This is a genomic window from Pseudomonas sp. 15A4 (assembly GCF_016925575.1).
In the GTDB taxonomy this organism is placed as follows: domain Bacteria; phylum Pseudomonadota; class Gammaproteobacteria; order Pseudomonadales; family Pseudomonadaceae; genus Aquipseudomonas.
On record NZ_CP068986.1, the window covers coordinates 5,369,791 to 5,384,920 of the forward strand.

Genomic DNA, 15,130 nt, shown 5'->3' on the forward strand with positions numbered 1-15,130 from the left:
CTTGTGGGACCGGCTTCAGCCGGGAAGAGGTCTGTATGTACGCCATCAATCTCGCGTCGTACCGCCTGACGCCCTCCCGGCTAAAGCCGGTCCTACAATAGCCCGGTTGCGCCAATCCCATTGGATGCACGCATCTCCCGTAGGACCGGCTTTAGCCGGGAAGAGGCCGGTGCATACACCATCAATCCTGCAGCGCGGCACTAAACGCCTTCCCGGCTAAAGCCGGTCCCACAAAAGCCGGAGTTGCTTACATCTCCACCTGCGTACCCAGTTCGATCACGCGGTTGAACGGCAGCTTGAAGAAACGCAAATTGCCGTTGGCGTTCTTCAACATGAACGAGAACAGACCCTCGCGCCAGCGGGCCATGCCCACCAGTTTCGAGGAGACCACGGTTTCGCGGCTGAGAAAGTAGGTCGTGCGCATCGGACTGAAATCCAGTTCCGGCAAGTGACACAGGCTCAGCGCCGCCGGCACGTCCGGCTCGTCGATGAAGCCGAAATGCAGGATCACCCGATAGAAGCCCTCGCCGAACACCTCGACCTCGAAACGCTGCGCAGCGGGCACCCGCGGGGTGTCTTCGTACACAACAGTCAGCAACACCACCTGCTCATGCAGCACCTGGTTGTGCAGCAGGTTATGCAACAGCGCATGGGGAACGGCGTCCGCACGCGCCGTGAGAAACACTGCCGTGCCCTGAACGCGATGGGGCGGCTGCACGCGAATGCTGCTGATGAAGATCGGCAGCGGCAGACCGCCTTCGTCGATGCGTTCCACCAGCAGCTGTTTGCCGCGCTTCCAGGTGGTCATCAGGATGAACAGCGCGATCCCCGCCAGGAATGGAAAGGCCCCGCCCTGAACAACCTTTGGCACGTTGGCCGCGAAGAACAGGCCGTCAACGAACAGACATCCGACCAAAATCGGCACCGCGATCAGCGGCGGCCATTTCCAGGCCAGCAGCATGACCGACGCCACCAGAATCGTTGTGCAGAGCATCGTGCCGGTCACCGCCACGCCGTAGGCGGAGGCCAACGCGCCGGAGGATTCGAAACCCAGCACCAGTAGGATTACTCCCACCATCAGCGCCCAGTTCACCGCACCGATGTATATCTGCCCTTGGGCGTCGCTCGACGTGTGCTGGATGTACATGCGCGGGATGTAGCCGAGCTGAATCGCCTGCAGCGTCATCGAGAACGCCCCGGAAATCACGGCCTGGGAAGCAATAATGGTCGCCAGTGTCGACAGGGCGATCAAAGGCAACAAGGCCCAGCTCGGCGCCAGCAGGTAGAACGGGTTGCGCACCGCTTCAGGGTCCTGAATCACCAAGGCGCCCTGACCAAAGTAGTTCAGCACCAGCGCCGGCAAGACCAGTGCGAACCACGCGCGGGAGATCGGCTTGCGACCGAAGTGCCCCATGTCCGCGTAGAGCGCCTCGGCACCGGTCAGTGCGAGCACCACAGCGCCCAGGACCGAAACGCCAATGCCGGGATGATCAATAAAGAAGCGAACCGCCCACACCGGATTGACCGCGTGCAGCACTTCCGGCTGCTGGAGGATGCCGTGGACACCGAGTACCCCGAGGGTCACGAACCACAGCACCATGATCGGTCCGAACATCACGCCGATGCGCGCAGTGCCGTGACGCTGAATCAGAAACAGCGCCACCAGCAAGACCAACGCGATCGGCACCACCCAGTGCTCGAGCCCGTCAAAGGCCAGCTCCATGCCCTCGACCGCTGACAGCACGGAGACCGCCGGGGTAATCATGCTGTCGCCGTAAAACAGCGCCGCGCCGAACAGGCCGAAGACGATCATGCTCGCCTGTAGCTTGGGGTATTTGGCCGATGCCCGCCGCGCCAACGCCGTCAGCGCCATGATGCCGCCCTCACCGTCGTTGTCGGCGCGCATCACCAAGGCCATGTATTTGAAGGAGACCACCCAGATCAGTGACCAGAAGATCAGTGACAGAATGCCCAGCACGGCATCGTGGCCGGCTTGCACGCCATAACCGCCGACAAAGACCTCTTTAATGGTGTAAAGCGGGCTGGTACCGATGTCGCCATAGGCTACACCCACCGCGCCCACCAGCAGACTCAACGGTTTCGCCGAAGAATGCCCGACCTCTGCCTGACTCGTTGCGTGACCCATTTACCACTCCTGAAACCATGACTCGAGCACCGCGATCCGGCGTTGTCGGATTGACCCACGCCGCACCGGTAAATTCCGATGTGCCCGGCTCCCTTGGGGTGCCGGGCGTAGCGCCGCGAAGCATAGCGCAGCACTCGTCGTAATTCTCTGTATAACACTGGTCAATCGTTTGATGCGCCGCTAGAATTGCGCACTTTTTGATCAGAGGCGCCCCAAGCGCCCAGTCAGTGACTCGGCCAAACGCCGGGCATCCTACGCCGAGGTTAGTCAATGTCCACCGTCACCACGTCTGCCGCCCCCAAGGTCGGCTTTGTCAGCCTCGGTTGCCCGAAGGCCCTGGTCGATTCCGAACGCATCCTGACCCAGCTGCGCATGGAAGGCTATCAGGTCGTTCCGACTTACCAGGACGCTGACGTGGTCGTGGTCAACACCTGCGGCTTCATCGACAGCGCCAAGGCTGAATCCCTCGAAACCATTGGCGAGGCGCTGGCCGAGAACGGCAAAGTGATCGTCACCGGCTGCATGGGCGTGGACGAAAGCGTGATTCGCAGCGTGCACCCGAGCGTGCTGGCCGTGACCGGTCCGCAGCAGTACGAGCAAGTGGTCAATGCCGTCCACGACGCCGCGCCACCTAAGCTCGATCACAACCCGCTGATCGATCTGGTGCCGCCGCAAGGCGTCAAGCTGACCCCGCGTCATTACGCCTATCTAAAAATTTCCGAAGGCTGCAACCACAGCTGCAGCTTCTGCATCATCCCGTCCATGCGCGGCAAACTGGTCAGCCGCCCGATTGGCGACGTGCTCGACGAAGCCCAGCGTCTGGTCAAAGCCGGCGTGAAAGAGCTGCTGGTGATCTCCCAGGACACCAGCGCCTACGGCGTCGACATCAAGTACCGCACCGGTTTCTGGAACGGCCAACCGGTCCGCACGCGCATGACCGAGCTGTGCCAGGCACTGAGTTCGCTGGGTGTGTGGGTACGTCTGCATTACGTCTACCCGTACCCGCACGTCGACGAAATCATTCCGTTGATGGCGGCGGGCAAGATCCTGCCGTACCTGGACATCCCGTTCCAGCACGCCAGCCCGAAGATCCTCAAGCTGATGAAACGCCCGGCCTTCGAAGACAAGACCCTGGCGCGCATCAAGAACTGGCGCGAACAGTGCCCAGACCTGATTATCCGTTCCACCTTCATCGTCGGCTTCCCGGGCGAGACCGAAGAAGACTTCCAGTACCTGCTGGACTGGCTGACTGAAGCCCAGCTCGATCGCGTCGGTTGCTTTCAGTACTCCCCTGTCGAGGGCGCGCCGGCGAATCTGCTGGATGCGCCGATCGTGCCGGACGACATTAAGCAGGATCGCTGGGACCGCTTCATGGCGCACCAGCAAGCCATCAGCGCCGCACGCTTGCAGATGAAGATCGGCAAGGAAATCGAAGTGCTGATCGACGAAGTGGACGAGCAGGGTTTCGTCGGCCGTTCGTTCTTCGATGCGCCGGAAATCGACGGCAACGTGTTTGTCGAAAGCGATCGCGACTTCAAGCCAGGCGACAAGGTCATGTGCCGCGTGGTGGATGCTGATGAGTACGACCTGTGGGCTGAGCCGATCTAACGCTCAAGCGCCGGTTCCAACACCGTTCCGCCTCAAACAGCCCCGCCCGTAAAACGGCGGGGTTTGTTTTTCTGGCTATCGTCCCCACATCAGGATCACTACCCAGGGAGCAGCGGCAACGTGACTCACCCATCGGTCATTTATCTGCCCAGGCAGCACGACTTCGCCGAACTCACCCGGGTCTGGGAAGCCTCCGTGCGCGCGACCCATGACTTTCTGGCCGAGAACTACATCACGCTGCTCCGGCACCTGCTGGAAACCCAGTACCTGGGCGCCGTGAACCTGTTCTGCACCCGCGACTCCCACCTGCACATCACCGGTTTTGCCGGCACCACGCCCGGCAAGCTGGAAATGCTGTTTATCGCCCCCGATCACCGCGGCATGGGACTGGGCAAGCAACTGCTGGACTATGCGCTCGAGCATTTCCATATCACCGAGCTGGACGTGAACGAACAGAATGCCCAGGCGCTGGGCTTTTATGAACGACAGGGGTTTGAGGTGGTGGGCCGGACCGAGCTGGACGGGCTCGGCCGACCGCATCCGATATTGCGGATGCGGCTCAAGGTCATCTGAAGCAACCCTGCATCAGCGCTTCAGACTTTCCAGCAGCACCTTGTTGAACTGCTGCGGGTCCTGAATCTGCGGCGCATGCCCCAACCCGGCAAACTCCACCAGTGTCGCCTGGGGAATGCGCTTGGCCGCGGCCTTGCCCAGCTCGGGGTAATTGCCCAGGGTCTTGCGCAACGCTTCGGGCGCCGCGTCCTTGGCAATGGCGGTGTTGTCCTTCTGCCCGATTAGCAGCACGGTGGGCATCTTCAGTTTCTCGAAGTCGTAGAACACCGGCTGATTGAAGATCATCCCGTAGGTCTGCGCTGACGCCCGCGCCACCTCTTCCTTGCCTTTGCCGTTGAACATCCCGGCCTGCATATCGACCCAATGATCGAACTCGGGCCGCCACTCATTGGCGTAGTAGGTCGACAGCTGATACTTGCGAATGCTCTCGGCATTGGTCTTTAGCTCACGGGCGTACCAGTCATCAAAGCTGCGATCCGGCACGCCTTTGGCTTTCCAGTCTTCCAGACCGATAGGATTGACCAGCAGCAGCTGATCCACTTGCTCGGGGTACATCAGCGCAAACCGGGTCGCGAGCATGCCGCCCATTGAATGCCCGACCACCGTGACATGATCGATGCCCAGCTGGGTCAGCAGCGCTTTGGTGTTTTGCGCGAGTTGCTCAAACGAGTACTTATAATCTGCCGGTTTGCTGGAGCGACAGAAGCCGATTTGATCCGGCGCGACCACCCGATACCCCGCGCCCGTCAACGCCTTGATGGTGCCTTCCCACGTGGCGCCGCAGAAGTTTTTGCCGTGCAGCAGCACTACGCTGCGACCATTGGCGGTACCGGTCGGCTTGATGTCCATGTAACCCATCTGCACCGGTCCGCCCTGGGACTCAAACGTGAAATTCTGCGCCGGGAACGGATACTGAAAGCCTTCCAGCTGTGGGCCGTAAGACGGTGATTGCGCAGCGAGCAGCGGCAGGCTGACAGTCATCAGCAGTGCGGGTAGCCATTTGGTCATGAATTCGCTCCAGACAGTGTAGGAATAGAGAGCAGACCTGCGTCACTCCCGGAAAAATCCATCGAGTGGAGGCTTATTCACCCACCAATTTCAATGTGGCCGCGATTAACGCTGCATGCGCGGGTACAATAGGCGCCTTTCCATTTTGTTACGGCTTTTCTCATGACTGATCCCATTCGCCTCTCCAAACGCCTGATCGAGCTGGTCGGCTGCTCTCGCCGCGAAGCCGAGCTGTTCATCGAAGGCGGCTGGGTCACGGTGGACGGCGTCGTGGTAGACGAGCCGCAGTTCAAGGTCGAAAACCAGACCGTGGTGCTGAACGCTGAAGCGAAAGCCGATACACCTGAATCCGTCACCCTTCTGTTCAACGCACCGGCGGGCATGGCCCCCGAAAGTGCCTTGGCGTTGATCACGCCAGGTACGTTGTCGGCGGACCACAGCATCGGTCGACGTCCGCTCAAAGGGCACTTCCTGCGCCTGGAAGCGATTTCCACGCTGCAAGCCAATGCCAGCGGCCTGATGGTGTTCAGCCAGGACTGGAAAATCCTGCGCAAACTCACTGACGACCGCAGCAAGATCGAGCAGGAATACGTCGTCGAGATCTCGGGCGACATGGTTGCCCACGGCCTCAACCGCCTGAACCACGGCATGACCTATAAAGGCAAGGAGCTGCCGAAGGTCAAAGCCAGCTGGCAGAACGAAAACCGCCTGCGCTTCGCCATGAAAAACCCTCAGCCCGGTGTCATCGCCCAACTGTGCGAAGCGGTGGGTCTCAAGGTTGTTTCCGTGCGGCGCATTCGTATCGGCGGCGTGTCCATCGGCAAGGTGCCGGAAGGCCAGTGGCGCTACATGACAGACAAAGAAAAATTCTGAATCCCCTTTCTGAGCGCCGCATCCAGTCTCGCGTGCGCTCATCTGCGAATCTCCAGGAAATACACGCACCATGATGAACAACGATGTACTGCGCAGCATCCGTTACATGCTTGATATCAACGACGCAAAAGTGGTCGATATCATCAAGCTCGGCGGATTCGACGCGACCAAAGCCGATGTCGCGGCCTACATGAAGAAAGACGAAGAAGAAGGCTTCGTGCCGTGCAGCGACGAAGTCATGGCGCACTTTCTCGACGGCCTGGTGTTCTTCAAGCGTGGCAAGGACGAGAGCCGCCCGCCACTGCCTGTCGAGCTGCCTATCACCAACAACATCGTCCTGAAGAAGCTGCGTGTGGCGTTCGAGCTGAAAGAAGACGACATGCACGCGATCCTCAAGGCCTCCGAGTTCCCGGTGTCCAAGCCTGAACTCAGCGCCCTGTTCCGCAAGGCAGGCCACACCAACTACCGCGTCTGCGGCGACCAACTGCTGCGCAACTTCCTGCGCGGTCTGACCCTGCGCGTACGCGGCTAAGCGCTGCGGCTACGTCGATGACCCAAGGCTATAGCGTCTCGCCGATCGGCTTCATGCGCTCGTGCTTCAAAGAGAAGTTCGCCATTCCACGGCAGCCGCAACTGGCGCCTGCCGCCCGGGGCGTGCTGGAGTTGGTTGCGCCTTTCGATCAGGGTGACGCCGTGCAGGGCCTGGAACAGGTCAGCCATGTCTGGCTGCTGTTTCTGTTTCATCAGGCCCTGGAGGACAAGCCGCGACTCAAGGTGCGCCCTCCTCGCTTGGGCGGCAATCAGTCGATGGGCGTGTTCGCCACGCGCGCGACCCATCGGCCGAACGGCATCGGTCAGTCGGTGGTCAAGCTGGACAAGGTCGAAGCCGGGCGCCTGTGGTTGTCAGGCATCGACCTGCTGGACGGCACGCCGGTGCTGGACGTCAAACCCTACGTGCCCTACGCCGATGTCATCGCTGATGCGCGCAACGGCATGGCCGCCGCCGCGCCGGAGCTGATTCCGGTGCAGTGGGGGATGCGGCGCTGGCGCAGGCCCGCGAACACGGGGTGCGCCTCGAAGAACCGCTGATCGAACTGATTGAGCAGTGCCTGGCGCAAGACCCGCGACCGGCCTACCAGACGCCCACGCCGGAACGACGCTACGGCGCGCAGTTCTGGGACCTGGACGTTCGCTGGCATTATCCGCAGCCCGGCGTCATTTGCGTGCTGGAAGTGGTGTCTGCCGTCGGTTCATAAACGCGTTACGCCCGCCCACAAAAAACCGCCTGGTCCGTGACCTCCAGGCGGTTTTTTCAGACCCCAAAAACGCGGGTGCCTGTACTGACCTATTCGCCGATGACGTCACCCTCGCAGTGCTGCGAGGATGATTCATCGGCGATTGGGTCGTGTCTGTGCGCGATTACTACTCTGGGGGCTACTTCTCGACGAATGCGCGCTCGATCAGGTAATCACCCGGCTCGCGCATACGTGGCGAAACGGTGAGGCCGAAGCTGTTGAGCACTTCGCTGGTTTCGTCGAGCATGCTCGGGCTGCCGCACAGCATGGCGCGGTCGTCCTGCGGGTTGATCGGCGGCAGACCGATGTCGCTGAACAACTTGCCGCTGCGCATCAGATCAGTCAGGCGGCCTTCGTTTTCGAACGGCTCGCGGGTTACGGTCGGGTAATAGATCAGCTTGTCGCGCAGCATCTCGCCGAAGAATTCGTTCTGCGGCAAGTGCTCGGTGATGAACTCGCGGTAAGCCACTTCGTTCACATAACGCACGCCGTGGCACAGGATGACCTTCTCGAAACGCTCATAGGTTTCGGGGTCCTGGATCACGCTCATGAATGGCGCCAGACCGGTACCGGTGCTGAGCAGGTAAAGGTGTTTGCCCGGCTTGAGGTCGTCCAGCACCAGCGTACCCGTAGGCTTCTTGCTGATGATGATCTCGTCGCCTTCCTTCAGATGCTGCAGCTGCGAGGTCAGCGGGCCGTCCGGCACCTTGATGCTGAAGAACTCCAGATGCTCTTCCCAGTTCGGGCTGGCAATGGAGTAGGCACGCATGAGCGGGCGCCCGTTTGGCTGCTGCAGACCGATCATGACGAACTGACCGTTCTCGAAGCGCAGGCCAGGATCACGGGTGCACTTGAAACTGAAGAGGGTGTCGTTCCAGTGATGAACGCTGAGGACACGCTCGTGATTCATGTTGCTCATGGTACGTGGGAGCTCCTGATAAATAACGTGCGCCAATCGAATGCGCCATTGCGCGACATTCTAGTGGCAGACACAATATCTGTTAACTGAATTATCAAGATATGGGTTATCGGTTATATAGATATGCGATTTACTCTCCGTCAGCTCCAGGTGTTCGTCGCCGTCGCCCAACAGGAAAGCGTTTCCCGCGCCGCGGTGCTGCTGTCCTTGTCGCAATCGGCGGCGAGCACTTCCATTACTGAACTGGAACGCCAGTCCAGCTGCCAGCTATTTGACCGGGCCGGTAAACGGCTGAGCCTCAACGCGACCGGCCGGCAACTCTTACCTCAGGCCGTTGCCCTGCTCGATCAGGCCAAGGAGATCGAAGACCTGCTCAACGGCAAGTCCGGCTTCGGCTCGCTGGCGGTCGGTGCAACGCTCACCATCGGCAACTACCTGGCGACCCTGCTGATCGGCAGCTTCATGCAGCGCCACCCTGAAAGCCAGGTGAAGCTGCATGTGCAAAATACTGCGAACATCGTTCAGCAGGTTGCCCACTACGAGATTGATCTGGGCTTGATCGAAGGCGACTGCAGCCACCCGGACATCGAAGTGCAGACCTGGGTCGAGGATGAACTGGTGGTGTTCTGCGCTCCTCAGCACCCGCTGGCCAAAAAGGGCCGGGCGTCGCTGGAGGAACTGACGCGCGAGGCGTGGATCTTGCGGGAACAGGGCTCGGGGACGCGGCTGACCTTCGATCAGGCCATGCGTCATCACCTGAACAGCCTGAACGTGAGGCTGGAGCTGGAACACACCGAGGCCATCAAGCGCGCCGTGGAGTCAGGGCTGGGAATCGGCTGCATCTCGCGTCTGGCCCTGCGGGACGCCTTTCGCCGGGGCAGCCTCGTGGCCGTTGAAACGCCGGAGCTGGACCTGGTGCGCCAGTTCTACTTCATCTGGCACAAGCAGAAATATCAGACGTCGGCTATCCGCGAGTTTCTCGACCTCTGTCGCTCATTCACCGCCGGTGTTAACCGCAGCGACGAAATCGTCCTGCCGAGCATTGCCTGAGGCGCCGCCCGACTATCAAAGGTGAAGGTCAGCCCAACAGGATCAGGCCCCACACCACGGCGATCATGCTCAGCGCCACAAACTGTGCGGCGCTGCCCATGTCTTTGGCGTTCTTCGACAGCGGGTGGCGGTCGAGGGAGATTCGGTCAATCGCGGCTTCGATCGCCGAGTTCAGCAGTTCGACGATCAGCGCCAACAGGCACACCGCGATCAGGATCGCGCGCTCGCCTCGGCTGACGTGAAACACGAAGGAAAGCGGGATCAATATGACGTTGAGCAGCACCAGTTGACGGAAGGCGGCTTCGCCTTTGAATGCAGCGGTCAAACCGTCGAAGGAATAGCCGGAGGCGTTGAGAATGCGTTTCAGGCCGGTCTGGCCTTTGAATGGGGACGTCATAGGAAAACTACTGATGAATGAAAGCGGTGGAGGCTAGTGCGGCGCCGGTCAAAAAAGTGTGAAGGTCGGCCGCGCAAAGCCCGGGGCTGAGCCTGATTCCGGGGAATCAGCTCTGCGGAATGGATTCCAATTGTTGCAGCAGTAAGGCCGCCTGGGTTCGGGTGCGCACATTGAGCTTGCGAAAGATCGCCGTGACGTGGGCCTTGATCGTCGCCTCCGACACGCTCAGCTCGTAGGCGATCTGCTTGTTCAGCAGCCCCTCACAGACCATCGTCAGCACGCGAAACTGTTGGGGCGTCAGGCTGGCAAGGCCTTCGCTGGCGGCCTTGGCCTCCGGCGACACGCTGATGCTTTCATTAACCTGCGGGGGCCACCAGACATCGCCATCCAGCACCGTTCGTACGGCTTTCTGAATGGTTTCAAGGGAACTGGATTTAGGGATGAAACCGCTGGCGCCGAATTCACGGGACTTGACCACGACCGCGGCCTCCTCCTGGGCAGACACCATCACCACCGGCACTTGCGGGTACTGGCCGCGCAACAACACCAGCCCCGAAAAGCCATAAGCGCCGGGCATGTTCAGGTCCAGCAGGACCAGATCCCAGTCGGACTTCTCGGTCAGTCGCGCTTCCAGATCAGCGATGCTCTCGGCCTCGACCAGCCTTGCGTCCGGCCCGAGCCCAAGGCTCAGCGCCTGGTGCAGGGCGCTGCGAAACAGGGGATGGTCGTCGGCAATCAGGATTTCGTATGGCATTTCATGATCCTTTAAATGACTCAGCGCCGACGGATTCAACACCCAATGAGGCAGCCCGCGACATCTTGACACAGGGACCGTACGTGAGCGGCGCCAAGGATGCCCAGCGAAGTCGGGGTGGTCAAGCCTGATGCTTTGCGGCAAAGTCTGCGCCCCCGACCTAACGAGTGCCACCATGCCAAACCATGCCCTGCGAGCGGACCTGCTCATGCTCCTGACCGCATTGATCTGGGGCACCGGCTTTGTCGCTCAAACCGCCGGGATGGATCACATCGGTCCGTACCTGTTCTCGGGCCTGCGCTTCGCGCTCGGCTCCCTCTGCCTGATCCCGCTGATTCTGCGCAACGCCAAAACAGCGCGCGTGCCGGAGCCCTTGCTCAATCGCGGCATGCTGCGCGCCGGCATCATCATGGGCCTGGCGCTGGCACTGGGCATCAACCTGCAACAGGTCGGCCTGCTGTTTACCAGCGTGACCAACTCCGGCTTCATCACCGGCCTGTACGTGATTGTAGTTCCGTTGCTGGGCTTGCTCCTTGGTCATAAAACCGGGCTGGGCACCTGGCTGGGCTGCCTGCTGGCGGTGGTCGGCATGTGCCTGCTGAGCATTGGCGATAACTTTCATGTCGCTTCGGGGGATTGGCTGCAGCTGATCGGCGCGTTCGTGTGGGGCGGCCACGTGGTGTTGGTCAGTCTGTTCGCCAGCCGCCACGACCCGATCCGTCTGGCCTTTCTGCAGTTCGCCATCTGTTCGGTGGTGAGTCTGCTGCTGGCAGTGCTCTTCGAACCGATCGCCCTCAACGCGATCATCGACGCGGGCCCTGCCCTGCTCTACGGCGGCATCGTCGCGGTCGGCGTGGGTTACACACTGCAAGTGGTCGCGCAGAAACACGCCATTGCCTCCCACGCGGCCATCATCCTTTCGCTGGAGGCCGTATTCGCCGCCATCGCCGGGGCCTGGATTCTTGGAGAGGCGTTGCAACTGCGCGGTTATATCGGTTGCGGACTGATGCTGGCAGGGATGCTACTGGCGCAGTTGTGGCCGAAGAAAACCCTCGCCTGAGATAAAGCTTCTATTGCGAGCCGCTTTGATGCGGCTCGCGGGCGGCGGCACAACTGATGACTACTCGAGGTAACCCTTCAGCTCTTGATGGGCGTCGCTTAGCAAGTCGAGGGGTAACTGGTTTTTAGCCCCTAAATAGTGCTGACTGAACACATCGAAATAACAACTCAACGCAGAGCCTGCCTCAGTATCGCCGGCCAGATCGAAACACAGTGCGGCCACTTCAGCGGTACAGAGATGTTCGCTGCGGGTGGAGCGTCTCAATTTATATCGTGAGAGCTTCTCGGGAATCAGGCTCAAAATCGGGATCGAATCAAAGTAAGCGCTTTTACGGAAGATCTTCCTCGCTTCAGTCCAGGTCGCGTCAATCAGCACAAACAGCGGTCTCTTGTTCGGGTTGATCGTCACGGTGTTAGTGACGCGCTCGGCCGCTACGTACTCACCCGGAAAAACCAGATAGGGCTGCCATTGCGGATCATTGAGCAATGCAATCAGCTTTTCATCAGTTTCGGTGCGTGACCATACGAAGGCGTGGTTATCAGGAATGACGTCTGCGATGAGCCAACCCGTGTTGCTGGGTTTAAACACCTCTTTTTTCGTCATGATGAGGCACACCCCTGATTGTGCCTCGACCTTGGGACGCCATCTGCAAAGGCAGTGACTTTCGATCACGCGACAGTAATGGCACCTTGGCGCACGTGATCCGCGGGCCAAGTAAGGCTTCGTACTCTCCTCCTCCCGCTCATCTCTCAGACGTGCGACCGAATTCGTGTGAAAAACAGTCTGGGCCATTGACGGGTAGGAAGGCAGTGACACGAGGGGCATCCGGCAGGTCGAAAAGTCGCGGCATTCTATCAGACGCAGCCCGACGCGCCGTGTTCTCTGGTGTCCGCCGAGGCTCCTCCCCTATACTGGCCGGCCTTGAGAGCACTCACTCAGCAGTGAACGCCTCGGGATGTCGCCGGTCCAACGGCCTGCCTCTGCCCCACCCGTCCATGCACCAGGAGAATTCAATGCTGCGCCTCATCGCCCCCACTCTCACGCTTTTGCTCGTCGCTCCACTGTGCGCCAACGCGGCGTCCAAGCAGGATTACGAACTGAGCCAGATGCTTGATAAAGTCGCGAAGGAAAGCAGTGTCGGCACGCCACGCGCCATCAACGAAGACATCCTCGACGAGGGCTATACCGTTGAAGGCAAGATGCTGATCAATCACCTGAGTGTGCAGTCTGGCCAGGCCGCTCAAATGCGTGAACACCCGGACGATGTCCGCGGTCAGCTGGGCGGCAGCGTGTGCCGCAACGCCGGTTACCGTCAACTTATGGCCAAGGGCGCGATCCTGCGTTACCAGTTCACCGAATACAAAACCAACAAGCTCATCACGACTCAGGAAATCAAAGCGGCGGACTGCGCTGCCAAACCCCCTGCCCACAAGAAGTGATGTAACCGGCTTTACGGGCTGCGTGTTTCGATATCTTTTCAACGCGCAGCCTTGCTCTCCCTCCCCGCTACAGACCCCATTCAAATCCACGCCACTCAGCACGTCCCCCCGCTGCTTGATCGCTGATCCTGATGCCTGATTTTCGTTTGGCCGTGCCCGTTCTGCCTCATCACATTTTGCATGCAAGAAAGGGTTGCCTGCGGCGCCGGTTGCCATCAATGTTTTCTCTTTTCAACCACGGATTAGTCCAGAATCGGGCGCCGCGCAGGTCTGATGCCTCCCTTACCTTCGGATGCGCTGCGCACGCCGACGCATGAAGCGTCGCGATCCCGCCCCTGGCGGCGGTCAATGATTCTGCAGAAGGAGAAAGCGTGAATGCCGTACGTACCCAGTGATGCGTTGTCTCAGCACTTTCAGAGCAACGGAAACGACCTCACCCTAAAGGTCGAAGAACTCCTCGGTTCGGTTGCTCCGGACAGCCCCAATCTTCCGCTCTACCGCGACATGACCCTGACCGTCCTGCGCATGGCCCAGGACGATCTCAATCGCTGGAATGCCAAAATCACCCTGCAAGCATTACGCGAGCTGGAGAATGCCTTTCGAGTGCTTGAACGCTTCAAAGGCCGCCGCAAGGTCACGGTGTTCGGCTCCGCACGCACGCCCTTGGAACACCCCGTTTATGCTTTGGCCCGTGAACTGGGCAAGCAACTGGCCGCCTCCGACCTGATGGTCATCACCGGTGCCGGTGGCGGGATCATGGCCGCGGCCCATGAAGGCGCAGGCCTGGATCACAGCCTGGGCTTCAACATCACCCTGCCGTTCGAGCAGCACGCCAATGCGACCGTGGATGGCACCGGCAATCTGCTGCCGTTCCACTTCTTCTTCACGCGTAAGCTGTTTTTCGTCAAAGAGGCCGATGCGCTGGTGCTCTGCCCCGGTGGGTTTGGCACCCTCGATGAAGCGCTGGAAGTGCTGACGCTGATCCAGACCGGCAAAAGCCCGCTGGTTCCTATCGTGCTGCTGGATGCACCGGGAGGCACGTTCTGGGAAGGCGCGCTCGGTTTCATCAAGAATGAGCTGGAGGCAAACAAATACATTTTACCCACGGACATGAACCTGATGAAGCTGGTGTACAGCGCCGATGAGGCTGTCGCCGAGATCAACCGCTTTTATAGCAACTTCCACTCCAGCCGCTGGCTGAAGAACACCTTCGTCATCCGCATGCACCATGCGTTGAGCGAACAGGCGCTGAGCGCCCTGCAGGACAGGTTCGCCGATCTACGGTTAAGCGGCGACTTCCAGCAATACGGCCATCAAGACGAATATGACGATGCGCAGTTCAGCCATCTCACGCGTCTGGCGTTTGCCTTTAACGGCCGTAATCACGGCCGCTTGCGCGAGCTGGTGGACTTCATAAACCTGGAGGAGAACTGGGCGACACCTGCGCAATCTCAGCAGGCCCAAGCAACCGAGCCCGCAAAATCGATTTAACGTGCAATGCTTAAGGGCGTTCTTGCACGCCTTCAAGCCAATCACGTTTCAGTCGTCGTTTCCCTTACCACTCAGCAAACGACCAATCAGCTCGGGCGGGTATCCGCGATAGCTCAAAAAGCGCATTTGCTGCCCCCGCTCGCGGGCATCTCTGGGCAGTTGGCCGCTGAACTTGCGCTGCCACAGCGCTTCCAGTTTTTCCCACCAGTCCACGCCGCACTCGCGCAGCGCCTGCTCAATGTCCGGGCGCGCCAAACCGCGTTGCCCCAGCTCCTCGCGGATACGCAAAGGGCCGTGGCCAGAACGGGCACGGTAGGAAACAAAGCTTTCGAGGTATCGGGATTCAGACAGCAGACCCTCTTCCGTCAGACGGTCGAGCGCCGCATCAATCAATTCGGGAGGTGCGCCGCGCTGACGCAACTTGCGCGTCAGCTCGACACGACCGTGCTCGCGTCGCGCGAGCAGGTCCATTGCAGTCCGCCTGACAGCGACGGGGGTATCAAGCAAAGCAGGCATG

15 protein-coding genes and 1 pseudogene are annotated in these 15,130 nt (G+C 60.2%); 9 read left to right on the top strand and 7 right to left on the bottom strand.

The window, feature by feature from the left end; translation table 11 throughout:
• Nucleotides 1-247: 247 nt before the first annotated feature.
• On the bottom strand, nt 248-2,146 hold the full coding sequence (locus JN403_RS23770) for a potassium transporter Kup (protein WP_205484569.1): 1,899 nt from the start codon (nt 2,144-2,146) through the stop codon (nt 248-250).
• Between the two features lie 270 nt (nt 2,147-2,416).
• Here JN403_RS23770 and rimO point away from each other — a divergent pair, with 270 nt between their 5' ends.
• On the top strand, nt 2,417-3,754 hold the full coding sequence (gene rimO, locus JN403_RS23775; protein WP_122537399.1) for a 30S ribosomal protein S12 methylthiotransferase RimO: 1,338 nt from the start codon (nt 2,417-2,419) through the stop codon (nt 3,752-3,754).
• A gap of 120 nt (nt 3,755-3,874) precedes the next feature.
• The gene (locus tag JN403_RS23780) at nt 3,875-4,327 is read left to right on the top strand and encodes a GNAT family N-acetyltransferase (protein WP_122537398.1); all 453 of its coding nucleotides are present in this window, start codon (nt 3,875-3,877) and stop codon (nt 4,325-4,327) included.
• Nucleotides 4,328-4,339: 12 nt separating this feature from the next.
• Here the strand turns inward: JN403_RS23780 and JN403_RS23785 are convergent, their stop codons facing one another.
• Nucleotides 4,340-5,335 carry an alpha/beta hydrolase gene (locus JN403_RS23785; RefSeq protein ID WP_205484570.1) on the bottom strand — a complete coding sequence of 332 codons (996 nt, stop codon included), beginning with the start codon at nt 5,333-5,335 and terminating at the stop codon, nt 4,340-4,342.
• Between the two features lie 162 nt (nt 5,336-5,497).
• Here JN403_RS23785 and JN403_RS23790 point away from each other — a divergent pair, with 162 nt between their 5' ends.
• The 3 genes and pseudogenes from JN403_RS23790 (at nt 5,498) to tsaA (ending at nt 7,464) form a co-directional block, all read left to right on the top strand.
• Nucleotides 5,498-6,208, top strand: a complete 711-nt coding sequence (locus tag JN403_RS23790; RefSeq protein WP_122537396.1) for an rRNA pseudouridine synthase — start codon at nt 5,498-5,500, stop codon at nt 6,206-6,208.
• A 70-nt stretch (nt 6,209-6,278) separates the two neighbouring features.
• The gene (locus JN403_RS23795) at nt 6,279-6,740 is read left to right on the top strand and encodes a DUF1456 family protein (RefSeq protein WP_074891250.1); all 462 of its coding nucleotides are present in this window, start codon (nt 6,279-6,281) and stop codon (nt 6,738-6,740) included.
• Between the two features lie 17 nt (nt 6,741-6,757).
• A pseudogene (tsaA, locus tag JN403_RS23800) lies at nt 6,758-7,464 on the top strand (tRNA (N6-threonylcarbamoyladenosine(37)-N6)-methyltransferase TrmO).
• Between the two features lie 178 nt (nt 7,465-7,642).
• Here the strand turns inward: tsaA and fpr are convergent.
• Nucleotides 7,643-8,422 (bottom strand): ferredoxin-NADP reductase, encoded by a 780-nt coding sequence (gene fpr, locus JN403_RS23805; RefSeq protein WP_065989778.1) that lies wholly within the window; start codon nt 8,420-8,422, stop codon nt 7,643-7,645.
• Nucleotides 8,423-8,545: 123 nt separating this feature from the next.
• On the opposite strand from fpr, the gene JN403_RS23810 reads away from it, so the two are divergent.
• Nucleotides 8,546-9,472, top strand: a complete 927-nt coding sequence (locus tag JN403_RS23810; RefSeq protein WP_065989779.1) for a LysR family transcriptional regulator — start codon at nt 8,546-8,548, stop codon at nt 9,470-9,472.
• Between the two features lie 28 nt (nt 9,473-9,500).
• Here JN403_RS23810 and JN403_RS23815 read toward each other — a convergent pair whose 3' ends face one another.
• Nucleotides 9,501-9,869: a diacylglycerol kinase gene (locus tag JN403_RS23815; RefSeq protein ID WP_122537394.1), complete on the bottom strand. Its 369-nt coding sequence runs from the start codon at nt 9,867-9,869 to the stop codon at nt 9,501-9,503.
• 106 nt (nt 9,870-9,975) lie between these two features.
• Nucleotides 9,976-10,623, bottom strand: a complete 648-nt coding sequence (erdR, locus tag JN403_RS23820) for a response regulator transcription factor ErdR (protein ID WP_065989781.1) — start codon at nt 10,621-10,623, stop codon at nt 9,976-9,978.
• A 175-nt stretch (nt 10,624-10,798) separates the two neighbouring features.
• Between erdR and JN403_RS23825 the strand changes: the two genes are divergently transcribed.
• On the top strand, nt 10,799-11,683 hold the full coding sequence (locus JN403_RS23825; protein ID WP_205484571.1) for a DMT family transporter: 885 nt from the start codon (nt 10,799-10,801) through the stop codon (nt 11,681-11,683).
• A 60-nt stretch (nt 11,684-11,743) separates the two neighbouring features.
• Here the strand turns inward: JN403_RS23825 and JN403_RS23830 are convergent, their stop codons facing one another.
• Nucleotides 11,744-12,475: a tRNA-uridine aminocarboxypropyltransferase gene (locus tag JN403_RS23830; RefSeq protein WP_205487653.1), complete on the bottom strand. Its 732-nt coding sequence runs from the start codon at nt 12,473-12,475 to the stop codon at nt 11,744-11,746.
• A 221-nt stretch (nt 12,476-12,696) separates the two neighbouring features.
• On the opposite strand from JN403_RS23830, the gene JN403_RS23835 reads away from it, so the two are divergent.
• Together JN403_RS23835 and JN403_RS23840 are read left to right on the top strand one after the other, a co-directional pair.
• Entirely contained in the window at nt 12,697-13,122 is a 426-nt protein-coding gene (locus JN403_RS23835; RefSeq protein ID WP_172610999.1) for a quorum-sensing-regulated virulence factor family protein, read from the top strand.
• A gap of 375 nt (nt 13,123-13,497) precedes the next feature.
• A complete protein-coding gene (locus JN403_RS23840) occupies nt 13,498-14,613 on the top strand; it encodes an LOG family protein (protein WP_205484572.1) in 1,116 nt (371 codons plus the stop codon).
• Between the two features lie 48 nt (nt 14,614-14,661).
• Here the strand turns inward: JN403_RS23840 and recX are convergent, their stop codons facing one another.
• A complete protein-coding gene (gene recX, locus JN403_RS23845; protein WP_205484574.1) occupies nt 14,662-15,129 on the bottom strand; it encodes a recombination regulator RecX in 468 nt (155 codons plus the stop codon).
• Between the last annotated feature and the right edge of the window lies 1 nt (nt 15,130).